The 19009-nt window shown below is 68.3% G+C and carries 12 protein-coding genes; 4 read left to right on the top strand and 8 right to left on the bottom strand.

The annotated features are described in order from the left end of the window. Nucleotides 1-116 precede the first annotated feature (116 nt). Complete coding sequence (locus KUM03_RS31235; RefSeq protein WP_217253916.1) at nucleotides 117-707, top strand: hypothetical protein; 591 nt, start codon at nucleotides 117-119, stop codon at nucleotides 705-707. Between the two features lie 46 nt (nucleotides 708-753). Beyond that, entirely contained in the window at nucleotides 754-1680 is a 927-nt protein-coding gene (locus KUM03_RS31230; protein ID WP_217253915.1) for an alpha/beta fold hydrolase, read from the top strand. 76 nt (nucleotides 1681-1756) lie between these two features. On the opposite strand, the gene KUM03_RS31225 is transcribed toward KUM03_RS31230, so the two are convergent. From KUM03_RS31225 to KUM03_RS31210, 4 genes are all read right to left on the bottom strand, one after another. Next, complete coding sequence (locus KUM03_RS31225) at nucleotides 1757-2422, bottom strand: contact-dependent growth inhibition system immunity protein (RefSeq protein WP_217253914.1); 666 nt, start codon at nucleotides 2420-2422, stop codon at nucleotides 1757-1759. 303 nt (nucleotides 2423-2725) lie between these two features. Next, nucleotides 2726-3220, bottom strand: a complete 495-nt coding sequence (locus KUM03_RS31220; RefSeq protein WP_217253913.1) for an ATP-binding protein — start codon at nucleotides 3218-3220, stop codon at nucleotides 2726-2728. Nucleotides 3221-3545: 325 nt separating this feature from the next. Next, complete coding sequence (locus tag KUM03_RS31215; RefSeq protein WP_217253912.1) at nucleotides 3546-5258, bottom strand: GTPase; 1713 nt, start codon at nucleotides 5256-5258, stop codon at nucleotides 3546-3548. After that, nucleotides 5236-8241, bottom strand: a complete 3006-nt coding sequence (locus KUM03_RS31210; protein ID WP_217253911.1) for a GTPase — start codon at nucleotides 8239-8241, stop codon at nucleotides 5236-5238. The genes KUM03_RS31215 and KUM03_RS31210 overlap by 23 nt, the downstream gene beginning before the upstream one ends. A gap of 600 nt (nucleotides 8242-8841) precedes the next feature. On the opposite strand from KUM03_RS31210, the gene KUM03_RS31205 reads away from it, so the two are divergent. Beyond that, entirely contained in the window at nucleotides 8842-9702 is an 861-nt protein-coding gene (locus KUM03_RS31205; protein WP_217253910.1) for a helix-turn-helix transcriptional regulator, read from the top strand. Next, a complete protein-coding gene (locus KUM03_RS31200) occupies nucleotides 9699-9884 on the top strand; it encodes a DUF397 domain-containing protein (RefSeq protein WP_217253909.1) in 186 nt (61 codons plus the stop codon). The genes KUM03_RS31205 and KUM03_RS31200 overlap by 4 nt, the downstream gene beginning before the upstream one ends. A 47-nt stretch (nucleotides 9885-9931) precedes the next feature. On the opposite strand, the gene KUM03_RS31195 is transcribed toward KUM03_RS31200, so the two are convergent. The 4 genes from KUM03_RS31195 to KUM03_RS31180 are packed head-to-tail and all read right to left on the bottom strand — an operon-like array spanning nucleotide 9932 to nucleotide 19007. Then, entirely contained in the window at nucleotides 9932-10489 is a 558-nt protein-coding gene (locus KUM03_RS31195) for a hypothetical protein (protein ID WP_217254096.1), read from the bottom strand. Between the two features lie 55 nt (nucleotides 10490-10544). After that, nucleotides 10545-11987: a hypothetical protein gene (locus tag KUM03_RS31190; RefSeq protein WP_217253908.1), complete on the bottom strand. Its 1443-nt coding sequence runs from the start codon at nucleotides 11985-11987 to the stop codon at nucleotides 10545-10547. A gap of 10 nt (nucleotides 11988-11997) precedes the next feature. Next, nucleotides 11998-16062: an Eco57I restriction-modification methylase domain-containing protein gene (locus KUM03_RS31185; protein WP_217253907.1), complete on the bottom strand. Its 4065-nt coding sequence runs from the start codon at nucleotides 16060-16062 to the stop codon at nucleotides 11998-12000. Next, complete coding sequence (locus tag KUM03_RS31180) at nucleotides 16062-19007, bottom strand: DEAD/DEAH box helicase (protein ID WP_217253906.1); 2946 nt, start codon at nucleotides 19005-19007, stop codon at nucleotides 16062-16064. Before KUM03_RS31180 ends, KUM03_RS31185 begins: the two co-directional genes overlap by 1 nt. Nucleotides 19008-19009 lie beyond the last annotated feature (2 nt).

The following is a 19009-nucleotide window of genomic DNA, read 5'->3' as shown; positions in this document are numbered from 1 at the left end:
GCTGGGCCGCGCTCGACACGGGGCGACACGCTGTCGCCCGCCGTCACTTCGACCGTGCCCTGTACTGGGCGCGCGCGGCGGACGATCCCGACGCGACCACCTATGTCCTGGCCACCATGGCCCTGCACACCGCCCTCTACAGCCGTCCTGCCACAGCGCTCGACATGATCCACGGCGCGCTCGGCCCGGCCACGCACCACGCAAGTACCCGTGTCCTGGCGTTCGCCCGACTCATCGAGGCCCGCGCTCACGCCCGCGCGAGCGACGGCCGATCGGCCGGCACCGCCCTCGCGGCCGCCGAGCATCTCCTCGACGTCGCACGCCCCGATGGCGCACCGGAGTGGCTCGACTTCTTCACCCACCCCCGTCTCGCCGCCGACGCCGCCGAGATTCACCGCGACCTCGACAACCCCCGGGCGTGTTTCGCCTGGCACGAGCAGGCGGAGGCGATGGCGCCGAACGCCTTCACCCGATCGGTGGGCATGCGGCTCGTGGTCGTCGCCACCGCCCACCTCAAGGCAGGAGACCTGGAACAGAGCCTGGCCCTCGGACACCGCTCGGTGGACATCCTCCGGCGGGTCGACTCCTGCCGTGCCCGCGACTACGTTCTCCGGCTGGTCTCCGGCCTCACCCCGCACCGGGACCTGCGCCGGGTCGGCGCCTTCCTCACCCGGGTCCGGCAGGAACTGAACGCCCCTGCGCCGTAGTCGAACACCGAGCGAACGTCGGCCTCTCCTCCTCTACCCTCCTCCCATGAGCCGACCCCCCAGCCTCGCCCTCCCCCCACGGACACGCGCAGGACTCCTGAAGACCGACCGAGGGTCCTTTGCCGCCCTCGACTGCGCCCCACCCGCCGACATCCCACACGTCGGCACCGTGCTGCTCGTGCCCGGCTTCATCGGCAGCAAGGAGGACTTCCTGCCCCTGCTGCAGCCGCTGAGCGAGGCGGGCTACCGCGCGGTGGCGGTCGATGGCCGAGGCCAGCACGAAACTCCCGGCCCGGCGGACGAGAAGGCGTACGCGCAGCACGAACTGGCCGCCGACGTACACGCTCAGACAACGGCACTGGGCGAGGAACCGGGCACCCCGGTGCACCTACTCGGGCACTCCATGGGTGCCCTGACCGCCCGCCGGGCCGTCCTCGCCGCCGCGGTTCCCTGTCCCTGGGCCTCCCTGACCCTGGTGGGATCGGGCCCGGCCGCCGTTCAGCCCGAGCAGCAGAAGCGTGTACAGCTGCTCGTCGAGTGGCTGCCGACGCTGGGCAAGGATGTCCTGTGGCAGGAGATGCAGAAGTCACCGCGATCGGAGCAGGCAGCGGCCGAAATCCCCGCCGACGTCGCGGAGTTCCTCCACCGTCGCTGGCTCAACACCGTTTCCGAGCAGCTCACCACGACGGGTCGCCAACTCCTCACGGAACCGGACCGGATCGCCGAACTGGCCGCCGTACCGATCCCCAAACTGGTCCTCTCCGGCAGCAGCGACTACGCCTGGCCAGTCCCGTGGCAGGACAGCATGGCCACCCACCTCGCCGCCGACCGGACGATCATCGAAGGCGCCGACCACTCTCCCAACGTGGAGCGCCCTACCGAGACGGCCCGCGCCCTGATCGCCTTCTGGCAGGGGATCAGCGCGGGGAAGGGTACGACAGGAACCCGTTCCAGGCTTCCTGTGGGAGGGTGAAACGGGGCTGAAGGATGGGCAGTCTTCCACTGCCCCCGCGGAACGTGACGCCCATGCCAGGGCAGCAGCAACTCGTTCACTCCCGCGAGTAGCGGGAGACGATGTCGTGCACGTCGTTCAGCCACTGCCGGATCCCGATACCTGACGGGGGCGACACATCCATACCGAGGACCGAGGTGGCCTGCTTCAGCTCCCTGTCCGTGGTGGCCAGTGACAGCAGGTCCGAGATGTCCCTGACGAGTTGCTCCCGGTCGCCCTCGGAGGCCCCTGACAAGTAGTCGCCGACGGCCTCACTGTAGGAGGCGTACTCCTCGAAGAAGTCCTGATGGAAGTAGCCCCCGAGGAACTGGTTCAGTTCGGGGAAGCGTGCTTGGTACTCCCACTTGCCGGTGGGCACGGACTGGACCGCCGGTACCGGATTCTCGATCTGGCGGACCAGGTGCCCGCGGATGATGCGGAGACAGTCCTCGACACTTCTGCCCGACGGCGGCACGATCTCCGGAAGCAGTTCCACGTCGTCCGCGATCTCGGACGACCCAAGACCAGCGCGAAGAAGCTCGTCGAGCTGCTGCACGGCGGTTGCCGCCCGTCGGGGATCCTCGGACACGATCCTGAGGTAGGCGGACAGGGCCGGGCCGGGCGCCTCGGGGGAGTCGGAGAAGGTGTAGTCGTGTGCCGCGTACGCCGCCAGCAGATCCTGAACCTCGTAGAAGCGGAATCCGGGGCCGGGGAACGATGACATGTGACTGCTCCGTGAGGTGGTTCGTCAGGCGGTGGGGAACGACGACAGCCCGGACTGGTTCGCATAGAGGCGGGTGTACGCGAACTCGATCAGACCCGTCGCGACACCGCACCCGTACACGCCCACGGCGAACGCGATCAGCACGGTCGACAGCCGCAGCAGCCATCACCACAACCATGCCCCGCCCCCGCCTCTTCTCGACGACATGCTCTGTGTTCGTGAAGGCGAACGACAAGGTATTTGTTCAACACCGCGTAGAGCAATGAGGATTGACTCGTTGGCTTGATCAAGGAGTTGCGATCGTCAAGAGGGCTGTGCCTTCGCAACGAGGCGGCTCGACGGGTGAAGGTCGTCGCACTCGGCCCAGACGGTCTTGCCGCCCGGCGGATACGACTCGTTGCCCCAGCGGTCGGCGAGGGCGGCGACGATGAGCAGCCCTCGGCCCGACTCATCGTCCGGCGACGTGACGCAGTCCGTCAAGGGAGGGAAGTCCGTCGGGGGAGGGGGGAGTCGGTCCCCGCGAGCGTCGGTGACCGCGATGCGCAGGACGCCGGCTGCCGGGTCGTGGCTGAGGAAGAGTCGGAAGTCGTGGCCTTGCACCCGGCCGTGCAGTGCCGCGTTGGAGGCCAGCTCCGCGACGATCTGTTCCGCGCGGTCGGTGACACCGGGCGGCGTCTGCCAGGTCCGCAGCTGCTCGCAGGTGAGCAGACGGGCGAGGCGGGCACCGCGCCGGGTGGATGACAGCTGCTGCGTGAACGTCCGTGTGGCGGCGTGGCGCTGGGGGATGGTTGTGCTCATGGGACCACGGTGGCGGGCGCGGAGGGCGTCTGCCAGAGGCGCGTCGCGTACGCACGGTTGCCGTACGGTCGCCCTTTGTGTGGTGTACGCGGGTCTGACACTCCTGCGAGTGCGGCCGGCGACCGCGCCCGGTACCGAATCGGCCATCCACGCCCGAGACTCGAAGGACGTGACGCGTCCCCGTTTCGCCTTCGGGCGTGAGGAGTGGGCGCGGTGCGCGGGGTTCGTGGCGGGGGAATGAGATGTCCTTCGTCCAGGCGGTCGTGCGGTCAGCGACCGCGTACGCCGCCGGGACGTCCGCTTGCCGGGGCCCCGGCCCGCCGGGTCAGCCTGCGGCCTGCTCGACGAGCTTCTTGGCCGCGTCGCGCAGACTTCCGATCTCTTTCAGCGCCGCCTCGCGTGTGGCGCCGATCTGCCCGCCCGGACGGGTGAGATCACCCAGTGCGTGTTCCACGTCGGCGATCCACTCGCGCAGGTGCTCTTCGCCGGCGTCGACCAGGCTGTCCCGCTGCTGGAGCGCCACGTTGGCGAAGTGGTCCCGGAGTTCCTTTCGGCGTTTGTCCACCGCCATCCGTTCGCTCTGGTCCTGGATGATGCTCACCGCTTCCAGGGTGGGGCCCATGGCCGTCGCCGCCCAATGTGCCTTTCCGGCCCAGCTGCAGACCTTGTTGGTCGCGTTGACCTTGCCCCACGGCTTGAACTTCTTCACGCCGTTGGTGACCTTCCCGCCGGAGTCGAGCAGCTTCTGGCCCACCTTGTTCTTGTTGAGCCAGTCCACTACGGCCGCTGCCTGCTCCTTGTCGTTCGCGATCTTCCTGAGCCACTCCGACAGCTTCCCGGCGCCCTGCTTCGCGGCCTTCTCCGCCGCCTTCTTGACGGCTTCTTCGAGAGGTGACTTCGTGGGCGTGGTGGGATTCGCGTCGGGCGGATTGACGTCGTTCACCCACTCCTCGGGCTCCGGTACGACATCTCCGTACTCGGCGGTCAGTGCGTCGTACGCCGCCCTCGTCGAGGAGGAGAAGTTGATGTCGAAGTCGGTGTGGGAATCGACCAGCTTTCCGGCGACGTCGGTCGCGATGCCGGTCGGGACGGTGGCGTTCTTCTCCGAGACGCTGTCGGCGATCCGGCCCCCTTCCGTTCTGATCCTGGCGGCGAGGACCTCGCTCTCCCTCTCCAGGGCCTTCAGTACGCCCTCCCTCGCGCGGGAGAGTGACGCCTCGACCTTCTCCGCGGTCCGTACGGCGTCGAGGTCCTCGCCGTGGAGGTGCCACATCTCTTCGGCGTCCGCCAGAACCCGGAGGAGTTCGTACGCCTGCGCCTTGGGCCGGACACCGCTGACGCCGGGAGCGACGATTCTCCGCAACTCGGCGGTGAGAGCGTCGATGCCGCTCCCGGAAGACAGCAACTCACGTTCTTCGTCCGCGAGATCGGGATCGTTGATCGCGTCAACGAAGTCGCGGGCATCGGTCGGGACGATCGGGACGCGGTCGGCGAAGGGGCCGAGCCGTTTGCGTATCTCGTCGAGGATGACCTCGCGGTCGCTGTTCTCGGCGTTCATCTTGTTGACGACGACCACACTTCGGTCGGCGAAACCGTCGGCGTCGAGGGCCCGGACAATGGCCTCCGTCTCCGCCTCGCCCGGCAGTTCGCTCGTCGTCACGATCATCAGCGCGTCTGCGCCGCGCACACCGCGTTCGGCTGAGGCAAGGTGCGAGTCGTCACCCGACAGTGTTCCGGGCAGGTCGACCAGGGTCACGCCGTTCCACGGGTACGGCGTCTCCTTCAGCGTCTTGGGCGCCGCGTCGACGAGTTTCTCGACCTCCGCAGCCGGGAGTCGGAGGAGTGCGGCGACGAGTGTCGACTTCCCGGCGCTGTACGGGCCCAGGAGCGCGATCCGTAGCGGGCCCGTGTCCGTGCGGGGCAGGGAGGCTGTCAGGTCCCGGGTGCGCGAGTGGGCGTTCAGCACCTCCTCGGCCCGTGCGCTCAGGGCGAGCACGGGGGCGCTCGGCCTCCCGTCAGCCGTCGTCCGCAGTCCCATCGCCTTCTCCGCTTCTTGAATCCGGGCAGACCTCGATCCGCTCGGTGAGGACATCCACAAGGTGCTTGTGCAGGTGTGCCCGCACGTCCGCGACGCGGGACGTATCGGCCCAGACGCGGAGTTCGACCCCCGGCGTCCGGCGTGCTCGGCGGACGGCCGCCGGGTCCCCGCCGGCGAGGGCCAGCAGTCGGCGTGCCAGCGTGAGGTCGATCGTGTCGAGGGCGGACCGCACGGACGACCGCAGCCGGTCGAGCCGTTCGAACCGCTCGCGGGTGCTGGCGATGCCCGCGGTCTCTGCCGCGAACTGGGCCTCGACCTGGGCCGTCGCGTCCTCGAGGACGCTCGCCAGCCGGGCGTCGACCCAGTTGAACACATCGTCGAGGCAGGTCTCGGCCACTTCCGTGGCCGTTCTGGCCCACTCCTCCTTCGCCTGCCGTGCGCGGTCGATCTCGCTGCTGACCGCTTTCATCGCACCGAGCAGGGCATCCGTCGCGTAGAGCGCCGCGGTAGCGGGAACGGAGGCAGCGGTGGTGGCGGCGGAGGTGGCCAGTTTCTTGGAGAACACCTTGGTGAGTCCCTTGGAGAGACCCTCGGTGGAGAGCGATTCCAGGAGGGTGGTGGCCGCCCCCTTGACGGCGACTGAAGCGATCTTCGGGGCGGGCTGCGGTTCCACGCGCGGGTGTTCGTCGTCCTGCCGCTCCTGAGTGCTCGCGGGTGCACGCAGGGTCCGTCCCCGTTCCCGCGCTCGCTGCGCGAGTTCGTCCTCAAGAGCGAGGATGAGGCCGTCCCACTCCAGTTCGGTGAGGAAGTCGCTCCACCGCTGGGCGTGGTCCTCGCCGCCCAGGTTCCGGACCGTCTCCGGCAACCGCTCCCGGGCCCGGTGACGTTCGGCTTTGAGACGTTCGCGCGCCTCGCGGCCTGCGGCCCGGAACGCTTCGAGCAGCGCGGCCCGCTCACCCGGTGTCGAGCGTTCGAGTGCGTCGAGTGCGAGACCGATCCGCGGGAGTTCTTCGGCCGTCCCGTCGTGGAAGGCGGCGAGCGGCCGTCGCACGTCCTCGGCCAGCCGTACGGCACGAAGCGGAATCGATCGCTCTGCCAGGAGCTGGGAGAGGGCCAACTCCAGTTCGAGAAGTCTGCTCGCCTCCAGGGCCTTGTCGCCCAGCTCGCGATCCTCCACGGACAGCGACTCGTGCGCGGCACCGGAGTGGACCGTGAGGACGACGGGCGGGGCGGTCCCGGCCGCGCGAGCAACCTGCTCGATCCGAGCGGCGTGCCCCGACGCTGTGTTGAACTCCCTGTCCGGGGAGTCGGCGAAGACCGCGAGGCGCGCGGTTTCGTTGACCCTCCCCTTCACATTGACGACGGCCAGCAGCGGTTTCCCCGAGAGGAGAAGTCGCTGGAACTCCGCGGCCTCCTCGTCGTGCATCGTGTCGGCGTAGTTCCAGATGACCGCGTCGGCGCTGTCGCAGGCCGCCCGCGCGTGCTGCGCGTCGAAGTCGTCGTCCTTCGCGGCGAAGCCGGGCGTGTCCAGGTAGGTTACGGGTCCGACATCGAACGCGGAGGTCCTCCGTGTGGTGCGGTGGGCCCCTCGCCCGATCCCGGACCGGTCCGCGTCGCGGGTCAGGGCCTTGCGGAGCGTGGTCTTCCCGGACTTGGTTCTTCCAGCGATGGCCACGAGCAGCTTGCCTCGGACGGCAGGCAGGGGTCGTATGGCATCGCGAAGTTCACGCTCGACCGTTCCGACGCGGCCGATGACCCTGACGAGTCCCTCGCTCTCCACGGCGTGCTCGGAGTGCCCCGTTCGCCCCGTTCGCCGCAGGAGGTCTTCGACCTCGGCCCGGAGAACGGCCTGGACGGTGCGGTAGTCCGAGCGGCTCGTGTCCACCGCTCCGGGCGGCAGGGCGAGTTCGCCGACCAGGGGGTCGAGAGCCTCGCGGAGCCGGGGATCGCTCTCCCGCAGGTCCATGGCCGCCGCCACCCGGTCGAACAGCGCGATGTTCTTCGCGTACCAGGACTCGAGAGCGCGCAGCCGGCCGGCGTCGTGCCGGGAGCCGACCGCGAGGAGCCCCGAGGCGAGCCGTGCGGCCGAACTCGTGGCCGGCGGCGGTGCGGGCTGGGACGTGGCGGAGGTGGGAGGAACAGCCACTGTCAGTGCCGGCGTCGGCCGCGGCGCGTGTGCGAGCACGGTCCGGCAGTCGTCCGTTGCGAGCAGTTCCAGAGCGCTCCCCGACAGGGCGCCGGTGTCGCGGGCCGTGAGCGCCCACACCAGGGCTTCACGCCGGTCCGACCTGAACCCGGAGTGCGCGTCGGGCCCGAGCCAGCGCCACCATCCCGGCTGTGCGGAGAGGAACGTGTCGTACGTCTTCCGCGCCGCGACGCAGTCCCGCACTTTCTCCAGCCGCGCCGCCAGCTCCCGGTTGTGCAGATCCTGGGCCGCCGAAACGCTGTACTGGAGCACGAGTTCCCGCGCTGCCACCGCCCGACGGGTGGCGCGGGGACGGTTCAGGTCGGCCAGAGCGCCGTCGACGTCGATGTCGCCGATCGAACGCCAGATCTCCTCGGGCCAGTCGTGATCCGCACGACAGTACGGTTCAAGGGCCTTGGGTATCAGTCGTTCCGCGGTCGTCACCGCCGCGCGGTCCGTCCGCAGCGCCTCCACCGGGACACCCTCAAGGGCCCGAAGGTGCGACCGCGCTCCTTCGACCCGCGCCAACTCCCGCAGAGCCCTGGCCTCGTCGGGGTCTGCCGCCGTACCGGCCAGCTCGTGTTCCTCGACGCACACAGACACGGCGTCCGAGACCCACGAAAGCGTGCTCCCGTACGCGGGCAGACCGGCACACCCGTACTCCTGCGCCACCGCGTCCACGTTCTCGGCGAGCCGCCGGAGGGCGGCCTGTCCGGCCATGGCGTCGACCCCCAGCGGCTCGAGCAGGAGGGCCAGGATTTCGGTACGGGGACTCGTGCCTCCGGGCACCTCGGTCACTGTTGCTCCTTGTGGGGACGGTGGTGACGGACCACGCCCTTCGCGTGGGCGGCGGCGAGGCCGACGGCGACATGGTCGCCGGTACGGTGGTTCGGGATCGTCCTCACGGGGCTGCGAGGCCGGGCGAGTTCTCGGAAACGTGCAGGACGTCGGCCCGGTGTGCCTTTCGCGCGCTGCCCCTGCTGGTGGCGCGCCCGATGCGGAGTCCACCACCGACGGGTTCCTGGACCACTGCCGCCCCCTCCGCCGCGCGCGCTCGCGCGGTTCTCGCGGTTCTCGCGGTTCCGAAACGGAACGCGCCCCCCTGACCTGATGCCCCACGGCCCGCCGTGTCAGAACAGATGGTGAGGCGACCTTGACTGTACACGGTTCCGCATATGTGTGGCGGGTGATTGTGTGTTGACAGCGTCAATACGTGCTTCGGGCCCCCTGGACCCTGGCCTTCCGGATTGGGAAGGGTGCGCTGAAAATGCTCGCGGCCCGGCTCGTACGCTGAGTCATCGTACGGACACGTTCGGTGGACGGTACGAGTTCGGGTCGGTCATTCTGGGAGTCCTCGGCCAGGTAACTGGCGCGTGTGCACCTGGAGGTGGGCCTCGAATGACGACCGACCACGTAGAGCCGGCGGTGCCGGGCGGGGAGTGTGAGCGGGAGCCGGGACCGTCGGACAGCCTGCGGACGTTCGGAGCCGTCGTCCAGGCGTTGCGTGAGCATGCGGGCCTGAGTCGGGTGCAGTTCGGGGAGATGGTTCGGTTCTCCAAGCACACGGTTGAGTCGGTGGAGTTGGGGCGTCGGATGCCGGATGCGTCCTTCGTGGAGCGGGCGGAGGAGGCGTTGGGGAACACGGGGGCGTTACGGCACTCGGCGAGGTTTCTGACGCGGGGAGAGGCGGGGTTGGCGGTGTGGTTCCGGCAGTGGGCGCGGCTGGAGCGTACGGCGGTGAATCTGTGCACGTATGAGTGTCGGCTGATTCCTGGGCTGTTGCAGTCGGAGGGGTACGTACGGGCTCTTTGCGAGAACGAGATCCCACCCCTGCCGGATGAGACTTTGGAAACTACCGTGCAGGTACGCATGGAGCGTCAGCAACTGCTCCGGGAACGGCCCAGCACAGCGTTCGACTTCGTCATCGAGGAAGCCGTCCTGATGCGCCGCTTGGGAGGCAAGCAGGTTGTCGCAGAGCAGCTCGACCTCCTCATCGAGCTCAGCTTGCTGCGCAACGTCATCGTTCAGGTCATGCCGGCAAGCAGTGAACAACATGCCTGTCTCTCGGGACCTGTACGACTGCTGGAGATGCCGGACGGCCGCTGGCGAGCGTACTCCGAGGGGCAGGAGAACGGCCGCTTGATCACTGACCCGAAAGAGGTGAGCCGCATCCACATGCGCTATGCAAGACTGCGCTCGCAGGCACTTTCCCCCAAGGACTCCATGGGCCTGCTGGTGCGGAGCAGAGGAGCGCTATGAAGACGTCCGGACTCGGTTGGTTCAAGTCCAGCTACAGCAGCGCACAGGGCGACGACTGCGTGGAGATCGCCGCCGCCGAGCAGGCCATCTACGTACGGGACTCCAAGGACGTACGGCGCTCGCCCTTCTCGGTGGGGCGAGAGGGATGGTCGCGCTTCGTGGGGTTTGTCGCGGAAATGTGAGCTCTGTCCCGGTGGCCGCGAACGCCGCCGGGACCCGGTGGGACAGCTCAGTTGGCCAGGGCGAGGCGTTCGACGTGGGCGACCTTCACGGACGCTATGTCGGACAGCTTGCGCTTGTCCGCGAACTCGCTGTACTCGCTGAACTCACCCTTGTCGGCGTCGGTCTTGCCGGCCGCGAGGTGGGTCGAGCTGATGAAGGTCTGGCCGACGAAGTCACCGTCCTCGTCGAAGGCGTTGACGACCACGGCGTAGTTGGCGGGCCCGTCTCCCTCGTTGCTGATCTTGTAGACGAACTCGTAGGTCTCGTCGGTGCCTGTCTCGCAGTCGTTGTACGAGTAGATGTCGGTGTCGTCGCAGTACTCGTTGTCGCTGTCCTCGACGACGAGCTTGCCACCCGAGACTTCGACGTGGTCCATCGCGTCGTCGCCGTTGCCCAGGGCCCACCAGGTGACGCCGCCACCGGCGAGCAGCACCGCGACGGCGGCGGCGACTATCAGGGTGCGCTTGCCCGGACGGCGTCCTGCGGTGGCGGGGGCGGGCGGTGCTGTGGGGAGCGGTGGCGGGACGGGTGCGGTGGCTGGTCTCTCGGGCGGGTTGTCGGTCATGGAGTACTCCGTTCGAGGATGGTGCGCGTTGAGGGCGGCACAGGTGTGTGGGCGGTCAGGATGACGTGGTGGTGTCTTTGCCGATGCGCAGGCCGGTTCCTGCCAGCAAGCACAGCGCGGCGAGGACGGACACAACGCAGGCGGCTCTGAAGACGTCCGAGTGCTCGTCCGCGAACATGCCTGCGGCGGTGAGGCCGAGGAACACTCCGGAGGTCTGCCATCCGGTTCCTGACGGCATGGGGGCCGCAGTACGCCAGCGGACGCGTGGGATCCACAGGCGCAGGAGTTCCGCGGTGGCGGCGAAGGCCACGACACGGGATGTGATCATGAGGGGAAGGGAAGCGCTGTTGCCTCCGAGCTCGCCCACGCCGACGACGGTTGTCAGGGTGAAGTAGAGGATGGGCACCAACCATGCGGGGTGCGCCCGGGTGCCGGGAGTGGGGTGGGGTTTTCTGGCCCGGTCGGTGAGCTTGGTGAGGCTGACGGGAGCCGTCGCGTCCTCCGGAACGCGGGGGGACGGGACGCCGGAGAGTGGCGGTGCCTGGGGGATTGGTCGGAGCGCACGGCTCTGCGCGCGGCGGATGCGGCGGCCGACATCGCCGTACGTGTCCATGTGGGCCGACAGTTGCTCCTGGAGGCCGAGCAGCTTCTCGGCCATGGTGTCGAATTCCGTCCTGCGCACGGCAGCGAGCCGAGCGGCCTCTTCTTCTGCGGCGGTGAGTCGGCCGAGGGTTTCGGTGTGCAGTTGGGTGGCTTCCTGGCGTGCCTTGTCAGCCGCTTGAGAGGCCTCCGACAGCTCCTTCCGCACGCGGACGCGTTCCGCGTCGATGATCTCGGCGATGCGGTGGCGTTCGTCCGGCGGCAACTGGCGGGGGGCGCGGGCCTCCGCGCGGGTGAGGACGGACTGACGCCACTCCAGAAGCGGGCGGCCACGGTGCTGCCCGATGCCGTTGATGTGGACCTTGGCGCCCTTGGTGCGGTGGATGTAGAGGACGTCACCGCCCTTGCCGTTGGGCGCCTTGCCCCAGCTGACGCGCTCGAAGTCGGCGGCTGTGCGGATGCCGTGGGCTGCGAGGTCGCGGATGAGTCCCTTGCCGATGCCGTTCACCTCGCTCGAGGTGAGGTACGTGCGGCCCAGCGTGCGCTCGATGGACTCACGGCGCAGGACGGCGAGGGCGCGCTGCTCCTGGCTCTCGCGCTTGCCGTCCAGTCCGTTCAGCTGCCGGTTGATCGAGGCTTCCTGGTGTGTCTGTCGCTCGTGGATGCGCTGAAGAGCCTTGCCGTGTGTTGCCTCGGCGCGGTTGCGGTTCTGTGCCTCGCGGTTCAGGCGTCGTTGGTCGGAGAGCTCGAAGGCGGGGCGCTTGTCGAGGAGGCGGCGGAGAGCGCGGATGGACTCGATGAGTTGGCGGCGCTCTGCGCGGATCGCGGAGGGGGAGGGGGCGATGGCCGGCGGGACGGGGGCGGACCCGTCCCGCTGCGTGGGCGTGCTGTCGATCAAGGGAGTGCTCTCAGCGGGCGGGGTGTCGAGGGCCGTGGCCCGGGGGCGGAGTGAGGGTGGAGGTGTAGTTCTCGCCGTCCACCAACGGGTTCTCCAGGCTGACGCCGGCTGCTGCCATGCGGTCGTATTCGGCGAGGATCAGGTCTTTGGTGCGGTAGGTTCCGTATTTGGAGATATCCTTTTGCTTCACAATGGGGAATGCCTCCATGGTGTATTTCACATCATCCCGATGGACTCCGTAAAGGTGGAAGAACAATGCGTCCAACTCTGCCCGGATGATTGCATGACGCTCGCAATTCCATTGGAATGGCCCACCTGCGTCGCCTAGGTCCTTGGCGAAAGAGCACATGTCATAAGCGGTATAGATGAGTTCAAGAGTGCGCGTGGTGATAAAATCCCTATGGTGGGCGAGCTGGGCGGGATGCAGTGCGGGAAGCTGCATGATGTAGCCGTATGTGAGATGCGTTCCACCAATCTTCTGGCGGGCCACATAGTCGAAGACGAAAGAAGACAGCTGTGAGTTGAGTAGGGCGCTATGCTGAGGGGTGTCCGCGAACATGAGCGGATAGGTGTGTCCTACGGCAGCCAGGGGTGTCACCGTGCTGATCGCAGTTCGCTCATCGGTGACTCGGCATATATCACGCCACCCAAGAAGCCAGCTGTGTTTCCATCCTTTTTGAGCCAGTTTAGCCACCACCTCCGAGGTCGGAACCCAGTAACGGGATAGCACTGCAAACTGTGGATCCTGCTTGGCCTCGGGAGTGGTCCGCGGTAGCACCGCATCCATACGGTCGGCGGAACGTTCGCGGTAGTCGCCGAACCGGTGATCGTAATGGTGCAACATTTTCGCTTCGTATAGCGGGACCATCTGTGTGTCATCCCTTGTGAAGATGTTTCCTCTCAGTTGCCAGCCCTCGCCTTCCAATTCCTCGCGGGTCCGAAAAAGATGGGAGTCGTTGGCCATGTGGAACATGCTCATGAACGACAGGCCCCATGGATTGCTGCCGCCCTGCCCGCTGGCGTCGGGCTCTTTGACGAGGACGGGCACGCGCCTATAGATGCCGAGCGTTATATCGGCGTCTCGGCTCGTTTTGAAGACTGGGCAGCTTCCTGTGTTGGGGTTAACCAGGGCGATATCCTCTGGCGAGAGATGGAAAGTGCGACCGGCTTCGTCTAGTTCGCTAGGCAACCCTAGGTCGAAGGCGAACTTTGCTGACTTGCTTTCGCCGGTGCGGCCGCTGGCAATTATCAGGCAGAATCTGACGTCTCCGTGACCTACATTCTTGAAGAGTCCACGATTGTTGCGGAAGCCGAAGACGGCCACAAGCTGCTTCGCGCGAATGACGTCCCGAATGAACGGAGCCGTCGTTGCGTCACTCACAATGCCCGTTGGGACGATCAGGCCGAAGCGCCCCGTCGTGTCGAGCAGTGAGCGGCCACTTTCGGTGAAGACGGTATATGTGTTGATGTCTCCCCGTCCCGTGAACGGGTAGCGGCCGCCGTTGCGCATGAAGTGACTTTCGCCCTCAGCTTTGCGCCTGGCCGCTCTGAATTCAGCGTACAACTCCCGGCCGTTCGGGTCCTCCTCCAGCCGGGCGATCAGCTTCTTGCGTGCGGCGGCGTTCCTCGCGGTTGCGATTGCTACATCACGTTGCGCGAAGAACTCTTGCTCCTGAATCTTGATGCGCTCCCACGGAGGGTTGCCCAGCACGCAAGAGAACCCGCCAGCCCATCCCACGGATGGATCAACGTTGCCGTCTGCAGCCTCTGGGACGATGAAGACCTCCGGAAACTCCAGGTGCCAGTGAAAGAACCTGTACTGCTGCGCGAGCCGGATGATCTCCTCATTTGTGCTCACCGGAATGCCCGCGCCCGCGCTCTGCAGATCCCGAAAGACGCCCTCGGTGATAGGGGTCGGCGCACCCTGAGCCTTGGGCCAGACGAAGGCGGCGCACCAGGCATCGCCGATGTGCAGGGCGCGGAGGTACTCCGCCGACTGCTCCAGTTCGCGGAAGCGGCTCGACTGGAGGCGGACGTCGTGCAACGTGTTGGCTGACGCGGCGGTGATGTCGCGCAGGCTCGCCGCGAAGGCCGCGTTGGAGACCCAGATGCGCTCCTCCGTGTGGAAGCTCAGCTGGCCGCCGCGTTCCGCAGCGTTCCGCTTCTTGATGGCCGACGCGACCTTCTTGTCGTCGCCCTCGATCGGCTTGAAGGCGTCGTCGGGGATGCCCTTGGCCAGCAGCGCCGGCGTAGCTCCGATCAGGGCGTTGCCGTGCTTGATGTGGGCGTCCAGGAAGCCGAGCGGCTTGCCCGGTTCCAGGGCCTCCAGCCACAGGGACACCTTGGCCAGCTCAACCGCCATCGGGTTGAGGTCGACTCCGTAGATGCACCGCGCCACGACCTCGTGCAGGGCGTGCCGTACCGCGTCGATCGTCGGCTCCGGGTTCTGCTCCCGTACCGCAGCCAGCCGCTTTGCGATGCGCCGTGCCGCGGCCACCAGGAAGTGGCCGGAGCCGCAGGCCGGGTCGCAGACCGTCAGCGAAAGCAGTTCGCTCTCGATCGCATCGCGGGCGTCCGGCTCGCCCGAGCGGGTCGCCCGGATCTCTCCGCGCTTCACCGCATCGTCGATCACCGGATCCAGCGCCGAGTCCAGCAGGCACTCGATCAGCGAGGACGGGGTGTAGTACGAACCTGTCGTCTTCCTCGCGTTGCCCGCCAGCTCGACCAGTTCGAAGGTGCGCTCGGTCGCGTTGTGCTGCGGGACCAGCTCAAGCAAGGACTCGTAGATGGAGCCCAGTTCCTCCGCGTCCAAGTGGCGGTAGTCGACCACCCGGTTGCGCTTGCTGTTGGTGTCCCGCACGATCGACAGCGCCCGCACCGCCTCCAGCAGGGGCTCGTTCGACAGGGACAGGTTGTGCAGGACCTTGTCCGCCTCCGTGTCGTCGAAGATGCCGCCGAGGCCGGGCAGGCCCAGCTCCGGCAGGCCGTCGTCGTTGCCCAGGCCCGCCAACACGAAGCGCAGCGCGCGGTACAGGTCACCGTGTGCCGTGCCCCGGCGGCGCTGGGCGTGCCGGCGCAGGCGGGCCGACGAGAAGTACGTCGCGTAGCGCTCCCTCGCCGTTTCCTCCGCCGACGGGGACAGCAGTACCTCCCGGTCCTCCGCGACGAACAGGAACAGCAGGCGGTAGACCATGCGCAGGAGGCCGTAGTGGAAGGTCTTGACGTCCACGGTCTCGCGCAGCTCGCGGTTGGCCGGGTGCTTCAGGAAGCCCGTGCCGAGCGTCGTGATCGCCCGCTGGACGCCCTTCCTGAGCTGGTCCAGGGCGCGCGTGCCCTGTGCGATCGCCTCCGTGCGCCACTTCTCCAGCCAGCACGTCGACGGTGCCGCGTCCTCCGCGACCTCGAAGCGGGAGACGTGCAGCAGCCGGTACAGCAGGACGAACTCGCTGAACAGCTCGCCGTCGAAGATCGCCTCCAGGTCGAACTCGACGTACGACGCGGTCGCCAGCGCGCTGGAGTCGCGCAGCAGGCGCACCTGGCGGCCGTTCGTCAGCAGACCCCACAGGTGGGCCTCGGTCCGGTTCAGGCACTCCTGGAGCATCGACTGCGGCGGCACCGTTCCCGCGCCGCCGGGACGCTTGTCCAGGTTGGCGTCCCACGGGGACTGGTGGATGAGCGCGTGCTGCCAGCGGTGGGAGACGTGGAAGTGCTTCTCCGTGTCCGAGTCGGCTGTGACGCCCTCCGCGCCGATCGGCGTCAGGCGGCCGAAGCCCAGCTCCCGCCAGAGTGGGGCCAGCCAGTCGGCGACCGCGCGGCCCGTGGGGTCGGTGGCGGGCAGGCCCGTCACCCGGTCCTCGGGGAGGTGCTTGCGCAGGTCGCGCCAGAGTGGCTTCAGGTACTCCCAGCTGCGTTCCGCCTCGTCGCGGACCGAGCGGGACGACGGCAGGCCGTAGTCCGCGGGCCTCGATCCCGGGACGTCCTTGCCCTCGGAGATGCGCAGCAGCATGTCGGAGGGGAGCAGACCTCCGACCGTGTGGACGGCGGTGAACACCTGGTGGCAGGTCGTGGCGGACATCAGGCGGACGCTCCAGACGCAGCAGCGGGGTTGGCGGGGAGGTAGAGGTAAGCGCCCAGGACGTCGGCCGGCTTCTGGGCCGTCACCGACAGGCCGCGGACGATCTCGCCGGAGGCCGCGCGCACCCGGCGGTGCGAGGCGTCCAGCTCGGCGGCCAGTTCGTCGCCGTACGACTCCAGATGGCCGGTCGTCTCGGGGAGTTGGCTGAGGACGCGCTTCATCATGCGTTCGCCGAAGTGCGGATCCGTGTTCCCGGATGCCGTCGCGGCCAGCAGCGCCGCCGCTCGCTCCTGCGGCAGCCATACCGCGTTCTTCGGGGAGCCCTCGAAGGCGAGCAGGCGCGCGTCCTCCGCCACGAGCTGCTTCTCGCCGCTCCGCGACGGCAGGGTGAGGTGGAAGCGGTAGCGGACCAGCAGTAGCGTCGTGCTGGTCGACACCGCGTCCGTCGTCACCACACCGCAGCGCCGTGCCGGACGCGCACCGTCCGCCTCGGTGTCCAGGGCCGAGTTCAGGACGTGGGACGCCAACGCGCCCACCACCGGGTCCGTACGTACCAGCGCGACCTCGCCCCGCGTCACGGCCGGATCGTTCCGGAACGGGATGGGACGGTCCCGTTCGATCACCTCCGCGCCCACGGCCGTGGCGAGTGCGTCCCGCAGGCCCGCCGGTGTGCCGCCCACCTGTGCGGTGAAGCCCGGCGTCTCACCGGCACCCCGCAGCACCGCGCCCAGGGAGTTCAGGGACTCGCGTACGAACGTCTCCACCTCTCCCGTGCCGCCCAGCGCCTCCCGGACGGCCGCGACCTCGCGGGCCACCTCCTCCGGGTGGATCGAGCGCTGCGCGAACCGCGAACGGGAGGCCGTCTCGCGCTCCGCCGCCGAGTTCCAGTCGCTGTCCAGCTTCGCCGTGCTCACCTTGAAGGCGTCCGCGCCGAACAGCGCGCCGTCGTCCTCACGGCCGCGCATGAGCAGCCACTCGACGATCGCGTCCGTCACACCCGTCGACAGCTCGTCGGGGACGGACACCGAGATGCCCAGGTCCTTCTTGATCTGGCGGTGCTTCTTGATCAGCACCTCCAGGACCTTGCCGTCGATGCCGTTGTCGTCGCCGTACAGGGTGATGACGCGGACCTCGTCACGGCGCTGGCCGTAGCGGTCGACGCGACCCTCGCGCTGGTCGTGGCGGGTCGGGTTCCACGCCAGGTCGTAGTGGATCACCGCGTCGAAGTGGTGCTGGAGGTTCACGCCCTCCGACAGGCAGTCCGTGGCGATCAGCACCCGGCGTGCGGCGGCGTCCTCACCGGCCTCCGTCGCCAGCGCCTCGATGTTGTCGATGCGCTGCTGGGGCGAGAGTTCGCCCGTGACCGCTTTGACGACCGTCTTCGCACCGAGCGGGCCGCGCTTCTTCGAATCCGGGTCGTTCGCGAGCTGCTCGGCCAGGTACTTGGCCGTGGGGATGTAGCGGCAGAAGACGATGGGGTGGTAGCCGTCGGCCAGTAGCGACTTGAGGTGTTTGATCAGGGCCTTCAGCTTGAGGTCCTGCGCCGGGCCCTCAAGCTCCGCCGCCCGGTCGGCGAGTTCCGCCAGCCGCGAGCGCGGGTCGTCCTCCGCGGTCTCCGCACCAGGCGCTACGTCCATGCCCTCCATCGAGTCGCTGTCCGCCGCGTCGCTGTTGAGCGGGGCGCCCAGCTTGTCGGCCTCCTCCGCCGACGCCGCGACCGCCGCAGCCGACCGCGTCCGCAGGGTCTGCGACGCCGCCCTCGGCGACGACACCAGCGAGCGCAGCAGTGCGATCGCCGACCACCAGGCGATCCGGGCCTCGCGGCGGCCCCGGCCGTCCGCCTCTTCCACGCGCTCACTCGCGTACGCGATCGCGTCGTCCAGCAGAGCCCGGTACTCCGGGGACAGCTTGTACGTCTCGTCCTTGAAGTAGCGGTCCGAGGGGAACGCGGTGCGCTCGGCGAGCGAGTCGTCGGCCAGACCGTCCTCCTTGGTGAGGTACTGGCGTACGTCCGCGCGCTTGCGGGCCACGAAGTGCTGGGCCAGCAGCTTCCTGCCCGCCTCTGACTCCAGGTCCACGGAGGCCAGTTCGGGCCTGACCAGGCCCAGCAGGTTGCGGAACGCGGACTCCTTGCCGCTGTGCGGGGTCGCCGTCACCAGGAGCAGGTGCCGGTCCGGGTCCTCGGCCACCCGGCGCAGCAGCTCGTAGCGCAGCTGGTTCTGTGTGCCGGCCCTGGTGTCGTCGGCGGCAACGCAGGTGTGCGCCTCGTCGACGATCACGAGGTCGGGACAGTGCCGTACGAAGTCGTCGCGGTGACGGGTGGACTTGATGAAGTCCGTGGACACGATGACGTGCGGGTAGCGGTCGAAGAGGGACTGGCCCAGGTCGAGGCCCCGCTCGAGACGGGTGACCGTCGAGGACAGGACCAGTTCCGCGTCGATGCCGAACTTGCTGCGCAACTCCTGCTGCCACTGCTCCGCCAGCGCGGGGGAGCACAGGACCGCCAGGCCCGTCGCCTCGCCCTGCGCGAGCAGTTCGCTCGCGATCAGGCCCGACTCGACGGTCTTGCCGATGCCGACGTCGTCGGAGATCAGCATGCGGACCGTCTTCTGACGCAGCGCCATGAGCAGCGGGACCAGCTGGTACGCGCGGGGTTCCACCGCGATGCCGGCCAGCGAGCGGAACGGTCCCGCGCCCGAGCGGAAGCCGACCCGCAGGGCGGTGCGCAGCAGGCCGGCGGCCCGCTGGTCACCGAGGTCGGTCGGTTCGGGGGCGGCGAAACGGGCTTCCTCGACCGTCTCGAACACTGGGAAGACGGCGGCCACGTCGTCGTCCGAGCCGCCCAGGGGGCGCAGCACCAGCAGGTCGGGCTTGCTTTCGGGGAGTACCACCCATTCGCGGCCGCGGGCCTTCACCAGGGAACCGGCGGAATACGTGAGTGCCATGT

Source organism: Streptomyces sp. AC602_WCS936, assembly GCF_019049125.1.
GTDB lineage: Bacteria > Actinomycetota > Actinomycetes > Streptomycetales > Streptomycetaceae > Streptomyces.
The sequence above is the reverse complement of the archived record's forward strand: the minus strand, read 5'-3'. Positions and strand labels throughout refer to the sequence as shown.